Genomic DNA, 773 nt, shown 5'->3' with positions numbered 1-773 from the left:
CGTCTTAACTTATTGGTTAACGTCTTGGGTAAAAATCCTGCTGATCTATTTGACGAGTTTGATGGGAAAGTACAGCCAGAAAAAGGCTCAGGCGATGTCAAATACCACAATGGTTATTCATCTAATGTAATGACACCAGGCGGTGAAGCTCATCTAGCATTGGCTTTTAACCCATCCCACCTTGAAATCGTTGCCCCCGTACTACAAGGCTCTGTTCGCGCTCGTCAAGTACGCCGTAATGATCAAGCTCGTCATAATGACAAAGATGGCAACTCAGTATTGCCAATCGTTGTGCATGGTGATGCAGCGTTTGCTGGTCAAGGCGTGGTGCAAGAGACTTTTCAGATGTCACAGACGCGTGCTTATACCACGGGTGGTACGGTACATATTGTCATAAACAACCAAGTTGGCTTTACGACCAGTCGTCAAGAAGATTTGCGTTCGACAGAATACTGCACCGATGTCGCCAAAATGGTTCATGCTCCTATTTTACATGTAAACGGTGATGATCCTGAATCGGTTGTTTTTGCCGCGCAGCTTGCACTTGATTACCGTCATGAGTTTGATAAAGATATTATTATCGATCTGTTTTGTTATCGCCGTAACGGTCACAACGAAGCCGATGAGCCTTCTGCAACTCAGCCATTGATGTATTCCGTTATCAAAAAGTTACCAACGACTCGTGCACTCTATGCACAGCAATTAGTAGAAGCTGGTGTGATCGATGAAGAAAAAGCCAAAAATTACGAGGACTTATACCGTGAGTCGCTAGA

General features: G+C 44.5%; 1 protein-coding gene. It reads left to right on the top strand.

The features are described from left to right. The coding region (locus ACS8FD_RS19560; protein ID WP_439277088.1) for a thiamine pyrophosphate-dependent enzyme at positions 1 to 773 on the top strand (773 nt) is incomplete at both ends.

The sequence above is a fragment of the Psychrobacter sp. 1U2 genome (genome assembly GCF_051847575.1).
This window is presented reverse-complemented; position numbering and strand designations above follow the sequence as displayed.